The sequence below is a fragment of the Acetobacter malorum genome (assembly GCF_001580615.1).
GTDB lineage: Bacteria > Pseudomonadota > Alphaproteobacteria > Acetobacterales > Acetobacteraceae > Acetobacter > Acetobacter malorum.
The window spans coordinates 83339-101849 of the sequence record NZ_LHZC01000053.1 but is presented as its reverse complement, the minus strand read 5'-3'; the positions used below and the strand labels follow the sequence as shown (position 1 = coordinate 101849).

General features: G+C 54.0%; 22 protein-coding genes and 1 CRISPR repeat array (1 of these 23 only partly in view). Of the genes, 13 read left to right on the top strand and 9 right to left on the bottom strand.

The genetic code is table 11. The features are described 5' to 3' along the window. Positions 1–83: a CRISPR direct-repeat array (repeat unit 28 nt; unit sequence TTTCTAAGCCGCCTATGCGGCGGTGATG) (it extends 1329 nt beyond the left edge of the window). A 201-nt stretch (positions 84–284) separates the two neighbouring features. The 6 genes from cas1f to cas6f are packed head-to-tail and all read left to right on the top strand — an operon-like array spanning position 285 to position 8597. Beyond that, entirely contained in the window at positions 285–1265 is a 981-nt protein-coding gene (gene cas1f, locus AD930_RS11145; protein WP_061506304.1) for a type I-F CRISPR-associated endonuclease Cas1f, read from the top strand. Beyond that, complete coding sequence (cas3f, locus tag AD930_RS11140; RefSeq protein ID WP_061506303.1) at positions 1262–4639, top strand: type I-F CRISPR-associated helicase Cas3f; 3378 nt, start codon at positions 1262–1264, stop codon at positions 4637–4639. The genes cas1f and cas3f overlap by 4 nt, the downstream gene beginning before the upstream one ends. 19 nt (positions 4640–4658) lie before the next feature. Beyond that, positions 4659–5948, top strand: coding sequence for a type I-F CRISPR-associated protein Csy1 (gene csy1 / locus AD930_RS11135; RefSeq protein WP_061506302.1), 1290 nt, complete (start codon positions 4659–4661; stop codon positions 5946–5948). Then, positions 5945–6919, top strand: a complete 975-nt coding sequence (gene csy2 / locus AD930_RS11130) for a type I-F CRISPR-associated protein Csy2 (protein WP_061506301.1) — start codon at positions 5945–5947, stop codon at positions 6917–6919. Before csy1 ends, csy2 begins: the two co-directional genes overlap by 4 nt. Before the next feature lie 50 nt (positions 6920–6969). Next, positions 6970–8019 (top strand): type I-F CRISPR-associated protein Csy3, encoded by a 1050-nt coding sequence (gene csy3 / locus AD930_RS11125; RefSeq protein ID WP_061506300.1) that lies wholly within the window; start codon positions 6970–6972, stop codon positions 8017–8019. Further along, complete coding sequence (gene cas6f, locus AD930_RS18520; protein ID WP_061506299.1) at positions 8019–8597, top strand: type I-F CRISPR-associated endoribonuclease Cas6/Csy4; 579 nt, start codon at positions 8019–8021, stop codon at positions 8595–8597. Before csy3 ends, cas6f begins: the two co-directional genes overlap by 1 nt. Positions 8598–8755: 158 nt before the next feature. On the opposite strand, the gene AD930_RS11115 is transcribed toward cas6f, so the two are convergent. The 3 genes from AD930_RS11115 to AD930_RS17870 form a co-directional block, all read right to left on the bottom strand. Next, positions 8756–9151: a hypothetical protein gene (locus AD930_RS11115; protein ID WP_061506298.1), complete on the bottom strand. Its 396-nt coding sequence runs from the start codon at positions 9149–9151 to the stop codon at positions 8756–8758. A 92-nt stretch (positions 9152–9243) separates the two neighbouring features. Continuing rightward, entirely contained in the window at positions 9244–10122 is an 879-nt protein-coding gene (locus AD930_RS11110; RefSeq protein ID WP_156477007.1) for a Mom family adenine methylcarbamoylation protein, read from the bottom strand. Positions 10123–10170: 48 nt separating this feature from the next. Continuing rightward, the gene (locus AD930_RS17870) at positions 10171–10350 is read right to left on the bottom strand and encodes a hypothetical protein (RefSeq protein ID WP_156477006.1); all 180 of its coding nucleotides are present in this window, start codon (positions 10348–10350) and stop codon (positions 10171–10173) included. Between the two features lie 272 nt (positions 10351–10622). Between AD930_RS17870 and AD930_RS11105 the strand changes: the two genes are divergently transcribed. From AD930_RS11105 to AD930_RS11075, 7 genes are read left to right on the top strand one after another with little or no spacing between them, the layout of a single operon-like run. Then, a complete protein-coding gene (locus tag AD930_RS11105; RefSeq protein ID WP_061506296.1) occupies positions 10623–10895 on the top strand; it encodes a hypothetical protein in 273 nt (90 codons plus the stop codon). Beyond that, positions 10892–11155: a hypothetical protein gene (locus AD930_RS11100; protein WP_061506295.1), complete on the top strand. Its 264-nt coding sequence runs from the start codon at positions 10892–10894 to the stop codon at positions 11153–11155. The genes AD930_RS11105 and AD930_RS11100 overlap by 4 nt, the downstream gene beginning before the upstream one ends. Beyond that, a complete protein-coding gene (locus tag AD930_RS11095) occupies positions 11152–11442 on the top strand; it encodes a hypothetical protein (RefSeq protein ID WP_061506294.1) in 291 nt (96 codons plus the stop codon). The genes AD930_RS11100 and AD930_RS11095 overlap by 4 nt, the downstream gene beginning before the upstream one ends. Before the next feature lie 43 nt (positions 11443–11485). Beyond that, positions 11486–11968 carry a hypothetical protein gene (locus AD930_RS11090; RefSeq protein WP_061506293.1) on the top strand — a complete coding sequence of 161 codons (483 nt, stop codon included), beginning with the start codon at positions 11486–11488 and terminating at the stop codon, positions 11966–11968. Next, positions 11965–12465, top strand: coding sequence for a hypothetical protein (locus AD930_RS11085; RefSeq protein WP_061506292.1), 501 nt, complete (start codon positions 11965–11967; stop codon positions 12463–12465). The genes AD930_RS11090 and AD930_RS11085 overlap by 4 nt, the downstream gene beginning before the upstream one ends. Next, complete coding sequence (locus AD930_RS11080) at positions 12458–13000, top strand: hypothetical protein (protein ID WP_061506291.1); 543 nt, start codon at positions 12458–12460, stop codon at positions 12998–13000. Before AD930_RS11085 ends, AD930_RS11080 begins: the two co-directional genes overlap by 8 nt. Before the next feature lie 6 nt (positions 13001–13006). After that, the gene (locus AD930_RS11075; protein WP_061506290.1) at positions 13007–13714 is read left to right on the top strand and encodes a hypothetical protein; all 708 of its coding nucleotides are present in this window, start codon (positions 13007–13009) and stop codon (positions 13712–13714) included. 295 nt (positions 13715–14009) lie between these two features. Here the strand turns inward: AD930_RS11075 and AD930_RS11070 are convergent, their stop codons facing one another. From AD930_RS11070 to AD930_RS11045, 6 genes are all read right to left on the bottom strand, one after another. Further along, complete coding sequence (locus AD930_RS11070; protein WP_061506289.1) at positions 14010–14858, bottom strand: hypothetical protein; 849 nt, start codon at positions 14856–14858, stop codon at positions 14010–14012. Positions 14859–14953: 95 nt separating this feature from the next. Next, positions 14954–15412: a hypothetical protein gene (locus AD930_RS11065; protein WP_156477005.1), complete on the bottom strand. Its 459-nt coding sequence runs from the start codon at positions 15410–15412 to the stop codon at positions 14954–14956. Positions 15413–15573: 161 nt separating this feature from the next. Further along, positions 15574–16215, bottom strand: a complete 642-nt coding sequence (locus AD930_RS11060; RefSeq protein ID WP_156477004.1) for a hypothetical protein — start codon at positions 16213–16215, stop codon at positions 15574–15576. A gap of 164 nt (positions 16216–16379) precedes the next feature. Next, positions 16380–16811, bottom strand: a complete 432-nt coding sequence (locus tag AD930_RS11055; protein WP_061506286.1) for a hypothetical protein — start codon at positions 16809–16811, stop codon at positions 16380–16382. 109 nt (positions 16812–16920) lie between these two features. Continuing rightward, positions 16921–17691 carry a hypothetical protein gene (locus tag AD930_RS11050; protein ID WP_061506285.1) on the bottom strand — a complete coding sequence of 257 codons (771 nt, stop codon included), beginning with the start codon at positions 17689–17691 and terminating at the stop codon, positions 16921–16923. Between the two features lie 95 nt (positions 17692–17786). Continuing rightward, positions 17787–18425 (bottom strand): helix-turn-helix domain-containing protein, encoded by a 639-nt coding sequence (locus AD930_RS11045; protein ID WP_061506284.1) that lies wholly within the window; start codon positions 18423–18425, stop codon positions 17787–17789. Positions 18426–18511 lie beyond the last annotated feature (86 nt).

Genomic DNA, 18511 nt, shown 5'->3' with positions numbered 1-18511 from the left:
AAGCCGCCTATGCGGCGGTGATGTCCGCCGCCTCTTTTGTTGCGGCTTCTGTTCTTTTCTAAGCCGCCTATGCGGCGGTGATGTAGAGAGATTTTAGCCAGATGTGGCTGAAATCCGCCAAAGTTTCTTCTTTTCTTGTTCCATACCCTTTTTCGGAGAGGTTTAATATCCTATTGTTTTAACTGTATATTTTTTAGGGTCAAAAAAAAAGATCTTAATCGAGACGATTTGCCGCGAAAGCGTGTAAGCACCAAGGTTAAGTGGCTTTGTAGGATATTTAGCTCATGGATGAAATTTCTCCTTCTTCTCTCAAGACCATCCTGCATTCTAAGCGCGCCAACATTTATTATTTGGAATATTGCCGTCTTCTCGTGAACGGCGGTCGCGTCGAGTATGTAACGGATGCAGGCAAGAAAAGATTGTATTGGAATGTGCCGATTGCAAACACAACAACATTGCTCCTCGGGCCAGGAACCTCGATAACGCAAGCCGCCGTTCGAGAACTCGCGAAGGCAGGGGTAATGATCGGGTTCTGCGCCGGTGGTGGGACGCCGCTTTTCGCCGGGACGTCTGGTGTGGCTGATTTCTACTGGCTATCTCCACAAAGTGAATACCGTCCTACTGAGTATGTTCAGGGGTGGATGTCTTTTTGGTTTGACGATGTTCGCCGCTTGCAAGCGGCGAAAGCGTTCCAGGTTATGCGTTATGATAAAATAGCCATGACGTGGAGAGCGCCAGGCTTGCAGAAGGTCGGCTTCAGGCCAGATCGCGATGCTCTTGATGGACTTCTTCGTGAAAGTAAAAGAGCAGTTCAGGCTATGCCAGATACTCAATCCTTGCTTACAGAAGAAGCAAGGATAACGAAGGCTCTTTTTCGCATGGCAGCTTCTGCAGTTAGTTATGGGAATTTTATCCGGTCACGCGATGGCGATGCGAGTGATCCTGCGAACAGATTCCTAGACCATGGAAATTATTTAGCTTACGGACTTGGCGCAACGGCATTGTGGGTTCTAGGTATACCACATGGCTTCGCCGTTCTTCACGGCAAGACAAGGCGAGGTGGGCTGGTGTTCGATGTGGCGGATCTTGTAAAAGATGCTCTGATTATGCCGCAGGCCTTCATATCGGCCATGCGCGGAGACGATGAAACTGCGTTCCGCAACGCCTGCACAGATACCCTCATAAAAAATCAGGCTCTCGACTTTATGATTGATGCCGTCAAGGCCATATCATCGGAATTTAAGGTTACGATCCAAAATCCATGAACGTCCTTTTCATTTCCCAATGTGACAAGCGTGCACTCACTGAAACGCGACGCATATTAGATCAGTTCGCTCAGAGAAAAGGGGACCGCACGTGGCAAACGCGGATAACCAAGCAGGGCTTGGAAACTCTTCATGGCCTTCTTCGCAGATCAGCGAGACGCAATACTGCTGTTGCTTGTCATAATTTAACGGGGGCAAGCGGCGCCGATGTTCTTTGGTTCGTTGGCGATCGCAGTCGCTTTGATGAGGCCGGAAACGTCCCGACGAATACAACAGTCCGCGATATTCTGAGAGCGGATGATGAAACCATGTGGCGATCTAAGGATTTAGTCGTTCTTTTGGCGCAAATGGCCGCACTGTTTCACGATCTTGGCAAGGGGAGCGTGGGGTTCCAGGAAAAACTGAGATCCAGTGTGCCCAAGAGGAGCCCTTATCGTCATGAGTGGGTATCTGTTCGTATGCTCTCGGCGTTTGTAGGGGATGCAGACAATGACCGGATTTGGCTCGAACGTCTTGCGGATTCTCTGCCTCATACCGGACGATGGACAGATCCGGAATTCTTTGTGCGCGATGGCATTGACAGTGGAAGGTCCATGCCGTTCCCACATCTCCCTCCGCTTGCTGCTGCAGTGGCATGGCTTGTGGTATCACATCACAGAATACCTCTGATCCCGGTAATGAACGATGGAAAGCAGGAGTGGCTTGGGAAGAAATCTCCATCATTTCCTTTGGATTTCCTTGCAGACCCGCTTTCTGAGATTACAGCGTCCTGGAACAGCCAGGAATTCGATGGCGACACTCAGGAAGACATACAAGCATGCTGGAGTATGGCCGGGTTGTCTGAGGCGCAGCCGGTCTGTGATAAAAAATGGAGTGCTGCAGCACGGCGTCTTGCTCACAAAGCGATGGAGTTGTTGGATCGGGATTGCGCCTCGGGTGGTAGCGGCGCGGGGGTGTCGCAGGACGCTTATGTAATGCATCTCGCGCGCCTTAGTCTGATGCTGGCCGATCATCATCATTCCAGCCTGCCTCGCACCGGAAAGGTGGCAAAGGCATCGAAGGCTATCCTGTTTGCCAACACAGATAGTAAAGGGCGCCTGAAAGAGCCGCTTGTTGATCATTTGCTTGGTGTCGCGCGTGCGGCAGGACAGGTGGCCTACGCACTGCCTTCCGTCAAGCAGTTCCTCCCCAGCATTAAACGTCATCGTGCCTTGCAGCGACGTTCGCCTGAAGACAGCTTCAGATGGCAGGATGCTGCAGTGGACAAGGCGCGCACTCTTCGTGACAGAGCGGAAAAAGGCGGGGCCTTCATTGTGTGCATGGCGTCTACTGGCTGCGGAAAAACAATAGCAAACGCCAAAATCATGAACGCCCTTTCCAGCGAGCGTGACGGATTAAGATTGACCTACGCCCTGGGCCTGCGAGCACTCACATTGCAGACAGGTGAAGTTTATCGCAGAGATGTTGGTCTTAGCCCGAATGATATCGCCATTCTTGTTGGTGGCGTAGCCAGCAGGACGCTGTTCGAGCATTACGCGGACCAGGCGGCGGCTTCGGGATCTGAATCAACGCAGTCGCTCCTGGATGACGGTTATGTTGTGGAGGGAGGCGTTGATGGCTCTCATCCGGTTGTCAGTCGACTTGTCGGGGACAGAAAGATCGAGAAACTTCTGGCAACGCCTGTGGTCGTTTGCACAGTTGACCATATTGCGCCTGCCACGGAATCTCGACGTGGGGGAGGCCACATCGTCCCCAGCCTGCGTCTAATGACGTCTGATATCGTGTTCGATGAAGTAGATGATTACGATCTCAATGATATGCCAGCGCTAACGCGCATGATGCATCTCGCAGGACTGCTTGGCGCGCGCGTAATCCTTTCCTCTGCCACACTTCCTCCGGCAATGGTCGAGGGGATGTACGAGGCATACCGGACAGGGAGACGGTGTTATGACGAAAACCATGGGCTAGGTGAAGATGGCGGGGTAGGGGTCACGTGCCTGTGGGTGGACGAGTTTTCTTGTATATCGGATACCCCGCCTGACGTTGCATCCTTTCGGGATCAGCATGGGGCTTTTGTAGCTGCGCGAGCGTCCGAGCTTGCACAGCAACCGGCTCTTCGGGTCGCTGAAACTGTACCGGTGATCATTCCGGAGGGAGGCGAACGCCAGGACGTGTTGGATGCTTATGCAAAGACGATCCTGGCTTCCTGTCAAACGATGCATGAGCGACACGCTGGTGTCGATCCTGTCACTGGACAGCGGGTGAGCTTCGGCCTGGTGCGCATGGCCAACGTAGAGCCTATTTTTGACGTGGCTCAGATCCTGTTTCGCGCTGAGCAACTTCCTGGCGTGCGCGTTCATCTTTGCGTTTACCATGGGGGTTTCCCATTGGCTCACCGGGCTGCGATTGAGAATATGCTGGACCGGTCGTTCACCCGCAAGAACCCGGATACTGCTCTTTCAGAGCCAGAGATCCGCAATGCAATCGACATTGATCCGGATAAAGGTCATCTCTTTATCGTGCTGGCATCGCCGGTGTGTGAGGTTGGCCGCGACTGGGATGCTGATTGGGCGGTTGTGGAGCCTTCATCTGTTCGTTCGATAATTCAGTTGGCTGGGCGTATTCAGCGCCACCGCCGTCAGGTTCCGAGTGAGGCGAACATAGCGATCCTGGATATGCCAATCCGAGCAATCCTAAAGCCCTCTGAAGCGGCCTACTGCCGTCCAGGTTTTGAGGGGAAACATGGCGATTTTCGTCTTGCGACCCATCATGCACAAGATCTTCTGAAGAGTGATTTTCTAAAGCACATCGACGCGCGCCCAAGGATTAATCCACCACCTCGCTCTGAATGGCGCTCCGCAACAAGCCTTGCGGATCTGGAGCAATCTGCACTGGTGCGCAATATGCTTCCAGAGGAAGTGAGAGAACCAGTCGCATCGAGATCTCGGCGTCAGAGATACCAGTCTGCATCTGCATTCAGACCGGCAAACTTCATGTCTTATCTCGTGTGGAAGTTCCCGCAGTCGCTTCTGACGGGGGTTCTTCCGCAGCAACAGCCCTTTCGAGCGTCCTCAGGGAAAGAGGTGACGCTCGTTCTGTTGCCCGATGAAGATGGGGTTCTTCGCCTTTATCGAGAAGATGGGGAAAAGGGTAAGAGTTTGTATGTGCCTGTGGAAAAGAGCCTTCGACACGATGTGAAAATTGACGGACTTTATCCTTGGAAACCCTCACCACTATATGGCCTTGACCACAAGATTAATTCTGGAATAGTTTCCCCCGCAAAGGTGGCGCTCACGTCAGTCCGTGTTCCGAATTCTGATTTTGGCTGGCGCTACCAACCTATTCTCGGATTCACCGTGTATAGGAGCGAATGAAAAGGGGGCTGATTGTGAAATGAATACGTACTCGCAATCTGAGAGAACAGCGATATTCAGGGCGGCCATAAAGAAATTTATCGAAGCTCGACGCGAGGCAAAAAAACTTCCGGAGGGCGATCCGCGATACGCCTATCAAGCGTGGATTGAGAAAGCGGCCGAGGATGCTCAGGCAATCCAGTTCGCAACTCACGTCGCCCGGATTACTCATTCATCCTCACAGTGCGACAGCTTCTACGCGCCGCCTGACACTCTGCCGCACTGTGACGTTGTGGCGCGCAACGCGATGGGGGCAGATTTTCCTGAGGATGCTTCAGCGAAAAATGCATCCGCTCTGTATGTAATCGCTTTCCTCAATCTTCGTGTAGATGGGAAGCGCCTGCTGGATTACGTCCTGGCGAATGATCCGGCCCTGAGGGAAGCGCTGGCGCCGTCCAGTGCGGCGGGCGACGAAATGATGATGCGGTTTTCGTCCGTTGTGTCGCCTCCCAAATCGCCTCGGGTCGATGCCCTCATAAAACAGGTTTTCTGGCTACAGGGGGATGATCCGGCAGAAGACCAGGACTTCATCGTAATTGCGCCGTTGGCATGCAGTTCGCTGATGCACGAACTGTATACGTCCGTGCAATCAGCAAATTTTTCGGAGGAAAGCAAAGAGGCCAGGAAGGCTCGCCGGGAGGGCAGGCCCTCTGAGCATTCGTGCATCTCTTACCGTGACGTCATCGAATGGCACGTAGGCGGGGCCAACCCTCAGAACGTCTCTCCACTCAATTCGGCCCGCCGTGGCGTTAGTTACCTCCTTTCGTCATTGCCACCCAAATGGGCCGGGCGCTCTGTTCCCGATTTGCGTCGACGCGATAGCGCAATTCCGGCTTTCATCAAACATCGGCGAACCTATTATATCATCAAGGAACTGGCAGAGTTTCTGAAAACAAATCCACCGCCAACGGTTGAGACGCGCAAGCAGCGCGCAGTCTTTGAAGGTGATCTGTGTCAGGCTCTCGCTGAGTTTACTGAATCGGTTCGGTCCTACGAAAAGCCGGGATGGACTGAAGCGGCTGATTGTCGCCTGCCGATGGAAGAGAAGGCATGGCTTGATCCGATGGCTTGCGCGAATGCTTCTGAGGCTGGCCGTCTCGGCCAGTGGGAAGATGCGGTGAGTGCTCGCATTGCGAATGCGCTGAGTGCGGCGCTGCAGCAGTACGGTGTTTTAGGTCTGGGCGATACAGAATTCGCCCATTGGTGCCGGATTTTGTTGCGAGAAAGTTCATGGCAGATCCCCAGTCTGGCTTCAGGAGGTATGGCATGAGCACGGCTCCGTCATTTACTCATTGTCTGGTTCTGCCTCGCCTGCGAGTGCAGAACGCCAACGCCATTTCCAGTCCGATGACACATGGCTTTCCATCGATCACAGCGTTCATGGGATTTATGTGGGCGCTTGGGCGCAAATTGTGTCAGGCGGGTATCGAGGACGTTTTCTTCGAGTCAGTCGGTGTGGTGTGTCACGATCATCAGGAGATGGTTGGAGGATCAGGGTTTCGGAAGGTCTTCGGATTAACCCGGAACCCTCTCACAAAAAATGGCTCCACCGCCCCAATCATTGAGGAAGGGCGCATCCATCTCGACATCTCTCTGGTCTTCGGCGTCACATGTCAACGCTGGCGTACGGGAAATGCAGAGACATTCAGCAAAGATCTAAAGACAATCAGGGATCTTGTTGGTCAGATGCGTTGTGCTGGCGGTTCCATTATGGCACCTCACGGTACCCACGCAGTCGCTCCCATGCCCTGGATATTCGATGCACCGGTCGACGAGGACGATCCTGCTTATCAGCGGCTGCGGTATCGGCTTATGCCGGGGTTTGCCCTGATCGACCGGCAGGATGTTCTGACGTCCCGTCTGGAGCGTCTCCGAACCACTTCACCAGATGCCACTCTGATGGACGCCTGGCTTTCAGTGTGTCGTCGTGAATGGAAATGGACGCCAGACCAGCCAGACAAACATGATGGCGATCCAGAAAAAGGCAAATGGGAGAGCGAGATATCTCCTGGCTGGCTGGTGCCTATCACAGTCGGCTATGCCGGTCTTACCCCAGTTAGTCCCGCGGGAACTGTTGAGGGCGCAAGGCAGGCAGATGTGCCATTCCAGTTTGCTGAGGCGCTCTACTCGACAGGGGAATGGATTGGTCCTCACAGACTGTCATCTCCCTCCAGTTTGTTGTGGCATGTGGAGAACGACCCGGAAACGGGGATCTACCGCTGCCGTAATAATGCGGCCTAGAGACGCCGCTCATTTCCTCAATATACTTTATTGCAAAAGGATCATGACAGATGACTCAAATCTCACCGCCGACCGATAAAGCCAAGCCAGAAAGCGCCATTACCAACCCCTCCGTTCTCGCATTCGAGCGCAAGATTGACCCGTCAGATGCCCTGTTCACATCCGGCAATGGCGATCCGATTTTTCTGCGGGAAAAAGCCGTGCGCGGCACAATTTCCAACCGCATCAAAAAGCAGAAGGACGAGGATCCGGCGAAATTGGACGCTGCGATTGAGTCTCCGAACCTCCAGACTGTTGATGTGGCGACGCTTCCAGTCGACGGTGAGGGGGCCGATACGCTGGTGGTTACTTTCAGTGTGCGCGTGATTGGGAATGTGGGGGTTCCGTGTGCCTGCAATGAACCGGCTTATCGGGAGCGCGTGCAGAGCGTCGTTGCTGATTACATCGCTCGCGATGGTTTCCGGACCCTGGGCCTGCGATACGCCGAGAATATCGCAAACGCCCGTGCTCTGTGGCGTAATCGCCTGAGTGCGCAAGCCATTGAGACAACGGTGCGCCTTCTCGAAGACGGGAAGGCCGTCAAGACGTGGACGTTCGACAGCTTCTCCTTGCGCCTCAATGAGTCGGGTGTGAGTGGCAACAAGGATATTATGGACCTGGGTGCGGTCATCGCCGACGCTCTTGCCGGTAAAAGCCTTGCATTGCTTGAAGTCGTCTCCAAAGCGCGGATGGCACCTGGGCTGGAGGTTTTCCCATCCCAGGAACTCATTATGGAGCGCACACGCAATAGCAAGGGTCGGACCCTCTATTCGGTCGAGACGAAATCAGGGGCTGTCGCAGCACTCCATTCGCAGAAAGTTGGCAATGCGCTGCGCACCGTCGATACGTGGTATCCCGATACTGATGGCATGCCGATTGCGGCTGAGATGTACGGGGCAGTGACTACCATGAGCAAGGCTTTTCGCCAGCCCCGACTGAAGCGTGATTTCTATAATCTCCTTGACGGGTGGATGCTTAAGGGCAAGGTGCCCTCAGAAGGCGACCAGCATTATGTCATGGCCTGCATCATTCGAGGCGGCGTATTCGGCAGCACGGATTGATGAGCACTTCCATGTTGAGCCACTTCATTCAGGTCCGGTGTTTATCACCGGATCAGGAAATCACTGTGTCTGACATCATGTCGCGTGCTTTCTACCGGCTGCATGGCGCCATCGCTAGTCTTCAGACTTCTGAGGTCGGGGTGAGTTTTCCAAATCACACCTTAATGTCGGTTGGCGATGTCTTGCGCGTCCACGGCTCTAAGGATGCACTCGGTCGGTTACTTGATGGAGGATGGCTATTCCGGATGGAGGACTACACGCTTTCATCTGGGCTTATGCCAGTGCCAGAACAGGTTAAATACCGATGCGTGAGCCGGGGGCGCGCGAAATCAAGTGCACCACGCCTGCGCAAACGCCTGATGCGCAGACATGGCCTTTCGGATCAGGAGGCGGAACGGCTAATCCCTGATAGTGTCGAAAAGCGTCTGAAACTTCCGTCGATCTCGGTGTGTAGCAAGGGCACATCCACGAGGTCTTACCCGATTTTTATTAAACACGGCCCGCTTCTGGATGCTCCGGTGTCTGCCGCGTTTTCTGGGTACGGACTGAGTTCGGAAGCTACGGTCCCATGGTTCTGACCCCTTGATGGCACGGAAATCGTGCGATACATGGGGAGAGACGCTGGGAAGTGGCTTAGAAAATATTATGGTGCGGGTTACCCGAACCGCAACCGCCGAATAGGCGGATATTCTTGCCTTTATCAGATGCGCCACCCGCCGCCATTCAGGGCGGGTGGTTAGCCTTTCCGCCGATCAAAGAAAATAAATCGCAGACTTTCTCGCTGTGTTTCGCGCTTCTCTTCCGGCAATGCAGCAAGGCCTTCCCGGATGATGTCGGGATAGTCGGCGACTTGTCCGGCGAAGAGCCAGCGGTGCTCGCGCGTTGTCTGTGAGGAGAGGGTGTCAAACACTTCTGCCAGCGCGTAAAATCCGGACTCCAGAGCTTCAGCCATGGGCTGGTGCGTCTGGGGGTCGAGCAGTTCTTCACCGCGGAACGCAAGAGCGATGGTTTTCTGTGAAGGAGTGCCAGAGAAAAGAGCGACCGCCCGCCCACGGTTCATGATGAATTTTGAAAGAGACAAATCCACCGGATTAACCAGATGGGTGTTTTGTCCTTGATGTGAATTGTTCATTCTTCTTGCTCAGTTTTGGCTTTTAGCTTCTTGATGGCTGTCACTAAGCCGAAAGGTTTGTTGATTGTCCAGAGCCTTTTGGTGCCGTCTTTTTACCGGATTGCCTTGCAATCGGCAGTATCGGTCATCTTAGGGCGAGCGTCCACGAGTTGAGCGTTCTGTGAAATATGCCGACGATGGGCTTTTGTGCTTCCGAACAGGTAGAGGTGATTGCCGCGATGCCGGAGCGGACGCAGGAAGCGATCCTCTTTCAGACGGGCAATCCATGACCTGTGATTTTCGTTGGCCGTTTTCATTGGGGCACCGAGCTTCAGGATCTGCTGATACGCGCCAGCGGCACCGCTCTCTCCATTGACGATCTTGCTGATTGAACGCGCGACGACACTCTGCCCATTCGGCGCCAGCCAGAGCGTACGCGCACTCCCACGCCCCATGTAGAAGCTGTTCGATGCCTGATAGATGCAGCCGTAGTGTCCCAGAAAGCAGGAATTGCCTGCAGCGTCCTGTCGGGGCACCGGGTCCGAGAAAGCTGTGATGATCGGGTGGCGTGGGCCACCATTTGCGGTTTTCTTCGCGTCATTGAGGAGCCGGAGCGCTCTCTTAACGAAAAACGTCTCTGCATTGCTCAGCACAGCGTCTGTCAAAACGAGCCGGGCAAGCTCACACGGAGCCTCGCCGTCGCGCAGCAGGCCGGCCACGTCAGTCCGGGTTCTCATAGGCACGCCGAACACTACTACCCCCACCAGCACGGCTGGGCGGCCCTCTCTGGTCTCGAACAGGCCAAATGATGCGATGGCAGCCGGGAATGTGCCCGAGTAATGATGCTGAAGGATGAAGGGCCGGGCGATACGCTCATTGTGGATCTGCGCAACGTGGTAGCGCTCAGGATCAAAGAAGGGACGGATTGGTAGGTAGGAAGACCTCCGGTTCGTCTGGCGTTGTGTGACAAGATTTAAGTTCAACTGGAGCATAGAGAAAGAGCCATGGAGGAGAGGTTGATGAGAGAGGCAAAGATAGTTTCAGGGGGAATGGAGATAATTGAGGCAGGCCAGCGTCCCCTTGGCCTGACTTGGACACATCTGATGTCGCTCTGAGGCGGATACGCCGATGGCCAGGATGGTGCCAAGCACTGCATAGATTGCAGCCAGCAGGGCTATTTTTTTTAATGATTTTGGAAGGGGCTTCCATGAACGTTTCATTAAAGAAGACCTTGATGGCAATGAGTTGTAAAACGGTATCCTTATCCGCTTAATGTAGCACATTGCGGTTATCGGGCACACTTAAAAAGATAATGGCACTGACGCATATCCGCCTTGTGCGGTGATATTCGCGTGTCTGTCCTCGCAAGGAAAACCTAGCCAAGCATCAAGAATAATCTTGATGCAGCAAGGTTTTTACTATTGATAATCCTTTCGCCTTTTTGGCTTGCTTCATGTTGAGGCAGCCCCTCGCCAGCTTCCGGAGGAGATGGATGTCAGATACGCTGGACGCTGATGTGCGCGACCAGGCCGGTAAAGCCCACCGCAATCTACGAGACTATTTGCCCCTTTGGACGGTCTACAGGCCAAGCGAAACCGAGGGCTGGCGCGCAAAGCTTTCCCTCCGCTATCCCGAACCCGCACCGACAGATGTCGTCGTTCACGGAGGGTGCCGGGAGGAAGTGAGAAGGCAGCTCCCTTCAGGTCTGACCAAGCTCATGCGCTATCCCAGCGATCCGATAGATGTTGAGGAGGCCTGGGCGTGAGTGAAGCATTATGTCGTAATGACCGCCTGACAAAAACAGCTTCTCCAAGCCGGTTCGTTCTGTATTGGCTCAGTGGGCGGCCCGCATCTGTTGTGCCGGGAAAAACTCTTATTCATGCCCTTGAAAGTCTGCCCAACACCCAGCACCGGGATTGGGTGCAGCGATGCGTCGAGATTAAGCCTCATGATGGCGACTATGATCTCCCTGACGCGATGCTGATTGAAAAGCACAAAATGACGGTGGGCACATCCAGATCATGACAGAGCATCAAACGCGAGAAATTGCTGCGAATGAACATCACGTAAAGCACCAGAAGGCTATGGCCGCCCGCAAGCCGGTCTGGGAAGTCTACCACCCGAACAATGCTGGCCGGTGGAGCGCCAGGATGGTCCTTACTCACCCCCATCCTGTTCCGACAGACTGCCTGATCCATGGGCAGAGCAGGGAAGAGGTGCGTGCGAAGATGCCGCCTGGTTTGCGGCTGCAGGAGGGAGGCCGGGACCTCCCCCCTGGTGTTGAAGAGGCGTGGGTGGGGACTGATAAATGACCCAGCCCTCTTTTCTCTGCCAGCACTGGAACAGGAGCGCGGTATGATGGGAAATTGCCGGAGAAACGTAATCCAGTATTCCGCTGCGGGTTTGGCGCTGATCATATCCGGGGTCTATTCGTTCCCCTTTGTCGCCTATTGCACCAGCCCTAACCTCACTCCGGAGACGGCCGCCCGTTCTGCGCTCGCTGAGCGGTTTCTGAAAATCAGGGATGAAGGTCCGGCATCCGATGGCAAGGAAAATTACGGGTATGTCGTTGCTGGCACGGAAGGTGTGTTCACGGTTGGGCGTGATTCCGCTGAGAGCATCCGAGATGTCCTGTCCAGGCGGCTGATTGTTCTGGAAGAACAAAAGCAGGAAGAAGGGGCAGAGAGACTGGTGATGAAAGTGGGAAACTCGCTTCACTGTCGCGTGCTGATTCCCCAGACTCATTCAGAGTTTTGGCTTGTGTCTTTCGATCCATGCTCTGACGAGAATGCCTCCGATAAGGGCGATGGAGCAGTCCCCAAAGGAGGTCAGAAATGAAGCGGGGGAATTTTTGCCTTCTGTTGGGCATCCATTACCTGCTGGCCGCAGTGGGGATTGCTTTCGGAGGGGGGTGCCTTTGGGCCGTTTATATGGGGAACTCACATCTTTCGCCTGACGAATTCGCGACAATGGCCGTGGGGCATGACCTTGTCAGCATAGAGTGTGACGCGCGCATCCCTGATGGTCACAAAATTTGTCGCTACGATGTTGGGGGAGAGACCGGATATATCATCCCCTTCCTCAGCACGCCCCCTGCTTCTGCCGTCGATGCTGAGCGGCAAGAGCTTGCCGGCCGGTTTATCCATGTCATTTCCCATGAAAAAACCGGGACTGATGACATCTACAAACTGGCCGTAGGGAAGGGCCTGCGCTGTACGGTCTCGGTTTCGCGCACGAAGCATGGTTACTGGCAGAATATGCCGCCATCATGCGCGCAAATAGGGAAGGACATAGAGAACCCGCAGGCTGTGCAAAAGGCCAAGGCTTATGAGTGATAGACAGGCCGGAGGGCAGAAAGAAACGCTGATGGCCAGGATAGGCTTGGGGGGCTACCTGCTGGTTCTTGGCGCCACATTACTCCCCGTTTCCGCTTGCGTCTTGCCAGGTGTGGCAATGAAAATAATCAATTCTTACCATTGCCCGGCTTCTGATGATGAAGCATATGGGAAGATAGCCCTGTCAGTCATCGGGAAAAGAGTCTTCACTATCTCAGACGAAGGGCGGGATTTAAGCGGAAGGCGTACTTACTGGTATTCCTTCGGGGACCAGTCTGGATACCTTCTTCTGGATCATGACAACCCCCTTTCGGATAATACAGTTTACGGGCCTTTAGACAGCCTGATCCATATCGATGGTCGCGTAAGGACATCCGGAGGGGAGCGCTTCCAGGCCACCGTCGGGAAAGCCTTGCACTGCTCCGTTACGGTCACTCGGTCTGAGAACGGATATTGGCAGACCTCTCCAGTTTTATGCACGAACGCCGAGGTCGATGAAAAGTCCTATGCCCCCGCCAAAGGATTAAGAGGATAGATATTGATGGATAATATGGACGACAAAGACAAAAATGGCGAAATGCGCGTGTTCGACCCGGCATACAGTCATCGCCGGGTTCTTGTGGGCCTATCCCTTGGCTTACTCCTCTCAGGGGTGCTGGTGATGAATCATCTGTCCGCGCACACGGCAAGGCCTGTTCCGGACCTCTCAAAATACGCGCTGATTATTGGTGAGCATGATCGGAGGGCTCACGAGGGCGCGGGCGAAGAGTCGATGGGATCTGTGGCGACAAAATCGTTGTCGTTTTATATCGCGCCGGGCAATGGCGATCGGGTCGAGAAAACGGTTCTGTCCGCCTCTATGGGTGATCTTCAGATCTGCCTGAAGGATCAGAACAATTTTTGCTATCTTAATCGCGCTGTGGTGGGGCCGGACACTGAGGACATCACGCTCAAAGGATATGAAGCCAAGGTCAGGCAATATCCTCACGACGCGCCGCTCTGGGTGACGAACGGAAGGGACAATACGCCACAGGTTGCCTATGTCGGCTTTTCCGGGTCGCCTGTAGTCTATCGCATTGACCGGAGTGCGTTTCCCTCCGAAGGGATCTCTGCATTCGTCCACGACCAGGGGTTGCCGCTTTACCATGTTACGGGAGACGGCGGACAGGGCGACGCGACACAGGTCGAGACACTGGTTGGGAAGGGGATCTTCTATGCTGTGAAGGCTCTTATCACCCACGTGATCTGACATTGGTGGGCAGAAGCTTCTTCCCGAGCGGGAAGAAATCCTCATTTGCGGGGCTTTAGGTGGAAGAGCCTTCCCGTTCGGGAAGATGTATCTGCCTGCGCGGCAGTCATTCCGTGGGAATTGATGGGCGTCTGAGCTGCCTTCCGGCAGTTTCCTTCAGGTGGCTGTATATCTTGCTGAAACTGCCTGACCGGCAGTTCTGGAGCATCAGGATGAGGTCTATGATAAACTGCACACAAGGCAGTGAAAACTCGCTCCGGGCGGGCGTCTTTTCTAATCTGCCGGGAATCGGCAGTCAAACATGGCCGGCCCACGCCTCATTCTGCCTCACCAGATCCGCATCCCACCCCGCTGCGCGCAAGCGGATGAAGTGGATCAGGGCGGAGAATTCTTTTCCCGTCTGATTGTCCTGGTATAGCCGCTTCACCTCCGTTTCAAAACTGTCAAGATCGCCAGAAAACAGGTAGGTATGGACGGATGCTCTTCCGTTTTCCTGCCGGGAATAGGAAAGAGGTCCGATATCAGGACGTAATTCCGAGATACAGCCGGTGTGTGTCGCAGAGAAGGCCCGCGCGTTGTCTGTGATGTGAGTGTGCCCGATCAATCTGGAATAACCGGATGTCACTGCTCTCCCAGATACCTTGGCATAGTCTGATACACATGCGTGGCCGAACACCCTTGCGTCATCCACGACATTCGCAAATCCAAGCACCAGGGCTTTTCCGAACACCTGAGCATGCCCATACAGCCAGGCGTTCTCGTATATCTGAGCATGCCCGAACACCTCGGCCCATCCGGAAATGCGAGCCTTTCCGAAAACATGAGCATTCCCGAAAATTCGCGCCTGCTCCCAAATATGGGCGCCCTGGTAAACCTGCGCGTCACCCCAAATTTTGGCATGCCCCAATATTTGGGCGTTACCAGATACTCTGGCATTGTCGAATACCTGGGCATCATCAAAGACCCAGGCGCTGCGGGCGTGGCTGAGGTTTTTCTCATGCTGGACGAACCCACCAAGATCGCCGACCGAGACCCCGATTGCAGGCATCGCTATGAGCGCCCGGATCCGGTGGAGTGTGCGTCCGTTGCCTGTCGTGACGGTTTCGTCGGTCAGTTCATATTTCTTTGTGATGCTACTATTCATCAGCGATCCCACTGCAATTCACCCATGGCAGAAGCCATGAAAGGTCTGAGGATCATCCCGCGTGGGATGATGTGACTTCCGATCTTCCGGGAGAGTCAGTCTGACGCCCCCGTCTCTCGCAGCTTTTGCTCTGCGATCTTCCGGAGATTCTGAGCAGTGATCTCCTGAATACGGAACATTGGATGATTGTTCCCGATAAGAAGCCCTGTCTTCCGGCTCCACTTCTTTTTGCCTACGACGATCTGATTGGTAGATGTGCGAGAGATCTCGAAGATGGCACAGTTTTCCCCGTTCAGCCCGTAGTGAGCAAAAAACTGGTCTCCGGCAGACAGATCCCGCAGCCATTCCAGATAGAACCGATGTGCCTGCCAGCGGGGAGAGTATTGGTATGGCGGCAGGTCAATTCTATCCTTCTGCAGTTCCGAGAAGGTCTTACGGTTCCTGAAGCGGTAGAAGGCGAAATTCTCTGAACCTTCCACTCCGTTCACCAGTTTGTCCCACGTGTTTTCGTCAAGCCACTCGACCCTGGAAGGGAGCTGATCCGCTGTATGCATTTCCGCGCAATCCGGGCAGCAGGGGACGTCTCGTGCAGTGTTCCACTTATCCGTCTGCGTCCCACAAAAGCAGCAAGAATCTTTGTATCCTCGGTCCTGTACCAGATGGATAGGGCCGAAAAGGCTGGACCGCTTGGTTTTGCGCCTTACGTCCGTCATGATTAATTGCCTTCTTTGCTGATGAATCTGGCCTTCCCGTTTCCCTTCTCCGCTTTGGCAACGGCTTTTGCGAAAGATGGGAGCGCGCGGATCTCCTTCATCGTGCTCGGGTCATCACCCCATTCGGCCGGCACGTAAGGAAAGCTGTAGGCGACGGTATCGGAAGAAGTGGGGAGAGATTCCCGAACCGTGCAGGTCGGAGACGAGCAGTCAACACTTAGCGCATAATTTGTGGAAGACATTCCCCAGAAGATAGATGGGCGGGTGCTGCCCGAGATCCGCTTCTTCTCCTGCTCATTTTTGAGGAAAGTGCGTGTTTCCCAGGATGTGGCGCGCATGGGGAATTTTCCTTTGACGAACCATTCGGACTGGAGGCCGGACAGATAGTATTTCCCACGAATTTCCACACACGAGCTGTTTCCTGAGGAGTTCAGGTTACAAGGGATACGGTTGCTCTCATCGACGTAGATATTCGTTGAATACAACAAGTTATTCGTAGAAACGTTGGGGTATTTTGCGCGGGCACGATCAACATCCTGTTCCATCAGGACGTAGTCTGAGAGCGTAGGAGAGACGTCTCCCCCGGCTATCTGATGAATGCGCGCAGCCCTTTGCGCGTCTGTCAGATGGATGCGCACCGTCATCAGTACGTCTCTCTGAGGCATGCATGCCAACGCCATGACTGTTCCGGAAGAAATCAGGGTGAGTGCCGTAAAAATTGCGGTGCTTTTGCGCATGAATATGCTCGTTTCAAATCGATGGGTGTGGACCGGTCGAACGATCAATTTTATTCTTATGGCGGCTTTGATTATCTATCAAGTTCGATGGACAATTGCTTTTGCAAGGCCTTTCTCAGAAAGGCGTGCAGTTCCGAATAATCCATTTCATCGTAGTCGCGAACAGACTTCTGGAAATCTAATCGCGACTGGACGTTTTTATGCACTTTCATCCGTCCTCTCACGATCTCTTCGTTAAAAAGACCGAGGCTGTCGTAGTATTTCCCGCGAATTCTCAGAACAGAGTGAACGAACAGTGTTTTCGTGTTCGTCTGGCTTCCACCCTTGCCGTAGGTCGTCACCTGATAGAGAGTTGCGTCGTATACCTCCGGCCGTAACCGTGCAGCCCTCAGGACGTCATACAACGCTGCGCTGAAGACTGTGCAGGTGTCGATCTGAGCGTCTTTGCGGGAAGATCCTAAGGCGGCGTTGAGAATTAATCTGTGGAAATCCAGATTTTTCATGGGGCGATTTCGCTATGGTGAAATGGTAGCGTCAGTTGCTTTAAGCGAGGATCGCCCTGCCAGATACGGGTGGCAGGGCTGGGGCCTCATGCACATGCGGGGGCATCCATTAGGCTGCGTTTTTCCGGAGAGCTGCCACCTTCTCCTGATAAGCCAGAAAGCGCCCCGTGGGGGGCATGTCAAAGCTTTTGCCAGTCAGCGCAACAAACTCATCAAGAGCCTCGTAACGGGCGGTGCGATTGAACGGATTGACAACCATATCCTTGAGGGAAACGAAGGGGGTTTGGTGATCCCCTTCACGTTTCCATGTATTCCGTTTCTCGACTTCGGGGTTGATGATCAAGACCTCATAGGCCTTGTCGCCCCGGATTTTCGCACTGTCCGGGAGGGCTGTGAGTAAAGTGTCAAGGGCATCATAGGCGTTGAACACACTATCCGGCTCCTGCATCGCTAGGCGGGCAGGCACAACAAAGATGTCATTTTCGACGGAGGCCTGGGGGGTCTCAATGTCGATATAGAGCAAGAGGCCCGCTACAGGCTTCGATGTGATGGTGTGTTTTTCGCCCGAGTAGCGAGGCAATTCTGTGCGCGGAAGGTGTGCGGTCGCTTCATAAAGGAGAGATTCGAGCACGTTGTTGTCCACCTTCCCAATCTCTCCTGGGGGTGTCACTTTCAGGCCGCGCCGGTGAGCCACTTCGTAGATGAACCCGTCAACAGGAACAAGGCTCTTGGAGGCAGCGAACTTCAAGCGTTCTTCGGCATCTTCAAGAGAAGAATCAAATGTGGCCGGGGTAGAAAACATGGACCCGGAAGGCTTTCCGAGCTTTTCCGGAGAAACCCACTGGACGAAAAAATATGTCTTTTTAGCTTTCGCGGCCACGATGATAATCCTTGAAGGTTATATATTAAATTATGAAAAAACTATACACCTTTTGGCATAAATCACAATCAGACTAAATATAAAAGAAATGTAATTTATTGGGCGGCAAGGTTAAAATGGCCGAGCCGTGAGCAGGTAGGGGGCAGAAGATCTGACAAAGATTGCCGCGCACCCCAATCTTCAGGACGCGACTTGTCCATTTTAAAGAGAGCGGAGAGGGAGGTCGCGCCACTTATAACGACTTCGCGGTGGTAGACGTGGCGGCCTAAGCGATTACTCACGATTTTGCCTTCTGCCCTCAGCGCGCCCAAGGCTCTTGCTACCGTCTGGAGGGTCAGTCCAGTAAGCCTGGCAAGGCTTGTTGTAGAGCAATCACGCACGCCACTGCTCAGGATGCCCATAACTTCGCCCTTGGCGGCGCGCAGCGTTACTGGCGGGAGTGAGGCCGCTTCACTGGCCATTCCGGCATCCTCCGCCGCGACCGCGATTTTCAGTGCGCAAAGCAAAGGTCCGTCTTCGAGAGACAGGTGATATCCAAGCCCGATCCGTTCGGAAGCTTCCGTAAAAGTTTTCTGGAAGGCGCGCAGTTCCCCCTCTTCGCATCCGTTGCGCACCATCCCGAGCACGCGTCCCTTCATGGCGAGGCGAACGCGATTTACGCCCTGCCAGTCCTTTGCCTCTATGGCGGACGATAGTCTGGACCGAAAGGCGGAAAGTGAACTTGGCTTGTGCATAATTATATCCTTTCCAGCGCCTCGTTATTTATCTCACGTAGCTCTAATCCATGCACCTTTTCATTGGTCTTGGGAACCGGGGGAGG

Coding starts and splice junctions, on each gene's coding strand:
- AD930_RS11115 (WP_061506298.1), bottom strand. CDS start 9,151: ATGAACAATTCACATCAAGGACAAAACACCCATCTGGTTAATCCGGTG.
- cas1f (WP_061506304.1), top strand. CDS start 285: ATGGATGAAATTTCTCCTTCTTCTCTCAAGACCATCCTGCATTCTAAG.
- cas3f (WP_061506303.1), top strand. CDS start 1,262: ATGAACGTCCTTTTCATTTCCCAATGTGACAAGCGTGCACTCACTGAA.
- AD930_RS11045 (WP_061506284.1), bottom strand. CDS start 18,425: ATGCACAAGCCAAGTTCACTTTCCGCCTTTCGGTCCAGACTATCGTCC.
- AD930_RS11065 (WP_156477005.1), bottom strand. CDS start 15,412: ATGCATACAGCGGATCAGCTCCCTTCCAGGGTCGAGTGGCTTGACGAA.
- AD930_RS11095 (WP_061506294.1), top strand. CDS start 11,152: ATGACAGAGCATCAAACGCGAGAAATTGCTGCGAATGAACATCACGTA.
- AD930_RS11110 (WP_156477007.1), bottom strand. CDS start 10,122: ATGCTCCAGTTGAACTTAAATCTTGTCACACAACGCCAGACGAACCGG.
- AD930_RS11060 (WP_156477004.1), bottom strand. CDS start 16,215: ATGACGGTGCGCATCCATCTGACAGACGCGCAAAGGGCTGCGCGCATT.
- AD930_RS11055 (WP_061506286.1), bottom strand. CDS start 16,811: ATGAAAAATCTGGATTTCCACAGATTAATTCTCAACGCCGCCTTAGGA.
- AD930_RS11090 (WP_061506293.1), top strand. CDS start 11,486: ATGATGGGAAATTGCCGGAGAAACGTAATCCAGTATTCCGCTGCGGGT.
- csy1 (WP_061506302.1), top strand. CDS start 4,659: ATGAATACGTACTCGCAATCTGAGAGAACAGCGATATTCAGGGCGGCC.
- cas6f (WP_061506299.1), top strand. CDS start 8,019: ATGAGCACTTCCATGTTGAGCCACTTCATTCAGGTCCGGTGTTTATCA.
- AD930_RS11085 (WP_061506292.1), top strand. CDS start 11,965: ATGAAGCGGGGGAATTTTTGCCTTCTGTTGGGCATCCATTACCTGCTG.
- AD930_RS11070 (WP_061506289.1), bottom strand. CDS start 14,858: ATGAATAGTAGCATCACAAAGAAATATGAACTGACCGACGAAACCGTC.
- AD930_RS17870 (WP_156477006.1), bottom strand. CDS start 10,350: ATGAAACGTTCATGGAAGCCCCTTCCAAAATCATTAAAAAAAATAGCC.
- AD930_RS11080 (WP_061506291.1), top strand. CDS start 12,458: ATGAGTGATAGACAGGCCGGAGGGCAGAAAGAAACGCTGATGGCCAGG.
- csy2 (WP_061506301.1), top strand. CDS start 5,945: ATGAGCACGGCTCCGTCATTTACTCATTGTCTGGTTCTGCCTCGCCTG.
- AD930_RS11075 (WP_061506290.1), top strand. CDS start 13,007: ATGGATAATATGGACGACAAAGACAAAAATGGCGAAATGCGCGTGTTC.
- AD930_RS11105 (WP_061506296.1), top strand. CDS start 10,623: ATGTCAGATACGCTGGACGCTGATGTGCGCGACCAGGCCGGTAAAGCC.
- csy3 (WP_061506300.1), top strand. CDS start 6,970: ATGACTCAAATCTCACCGCCGACCGATAAAGCCAAGCCAGAAAGCGCC.